The organism is Megasphaera jansseni (assembly GCF_047974155.1).
In the GTDB taxonomy this organism is placed as follows: domain Bacteria; phylum Bacillota; class Negativicutes; order Veillonellales; family Megasphaeraceae; genus Megasphaera.
The window spans coordinates 1-1,072 of record NZ_JBHYRR010000069.1; the positions used below are offsets into that span (position 1 = coordinate 1).

2 tRNA genes and 1 rRNA gene are annotated in these 1,072 nt (G+C 51.8%); all 3 read right to left on the reverse strand.

The window, feature by feature from the left end:
* Window positions 1–709 (reverse strand): 23S ribosomal RNA (locus ACE418_RS13415); the annotation flags it as partial.
* 102 nt (window positions 710–811) lie between these two features.
* Window positions 812–887, reverse strand: a tRNA-Ala gene (locus ACE418_RS13420).
* A gap of 108 nt (window positions 888–995) precedes the next feature.
* Window positions 996–1,072: transfer RNA gene (locus ACE418_RS13425), tRNA-Ile, on the reverse strand.

Below are 1,072 nucleotides of genomic sequence, written 5' to 3' on the forward strand. Positions count from 1 at the left end.
GGGTAGATCACTGTGGTTTCGGGTCTACTCCAACTAACTATACGCCCTGTTCAGACTCGCTTTCGCTGCGGCTCCGCGTTTTCCGCTTAACCTCGCTAGCTGAAGTAACTCGCCGGTTCATTCTTCAATAGGCACGCCGTCGCACCTAAAAAGTGCTTCGACTGCTTGTAGACATACGGTTTCAGGTTCTCTTTCATTCCCCTCCCGGGGTTCTTTTCACCTTTCCCTCACGGTACTATGCGCTATCGGTCCATATCAGTGTTTCGCCTTGGAGGGTGGTCCCCCCAGCTTCCCACAGGGTTTCTCGTGTCCCGTGGTACTCTGGATCCTGCTCCATGCATTCGCTTACGCCTACGAGGCTCTCACTCTCTCTGGCTGAGCTTCCCAGCTCATTCTGCTTCACTCATGCATTTGATAGCAGTCCACAACCCCGGATTGGTTTCCCATTCCGGTTTGGGCTCTGCCCCGTTCGCTCGCCGCTACTAGGGGTATCTCTGTTGATTCCTTTTCCTCCGGCTACTTAGATGTTTCAGTTCACCGGGTGCCCTTCCTCATAGAGGATGACAGCACTACTGCTGCCGGGTTTCCCCATTCGGAGATCTGCGGGTCAAAGGTTACTTGCACCTCACCGCAGCTTATCGCAGCTTATCGCGTCCTTCTTCGGCTGATATGGCCAAGGCATCCGCCGTACGCCCTTACTTACTTGACTATTTCTATAAACAAGAATTCAAGGTTCGTTAAGTTCTCTTTTTAAAAAAGAGGTATTTCTAACATTTTTATGCAGTTGTCAAGGTACGATGATAAAAAAGTTTGGTGGAGATGAGGAGAATCGAACTCCTGACCCCCTGCTTGCAAGGCAGGTGCTCTCCCAGCTGAGCTACACCCCCACTGATGTACGGCTTCCTCTTAACAGAAAGAGGCGTGTCGGTACAACATCAAAGGGCTTGCCGATTGTCCGTACTCTAGATGACTATTTCGGGTATATCGGTTTGCCATGGTGGGCCTAGGTGGACTCGAACCACCGACCTCACGCTTATCAGGCGTGCGCTCTAACCAGCTGAGCTATAGGCCC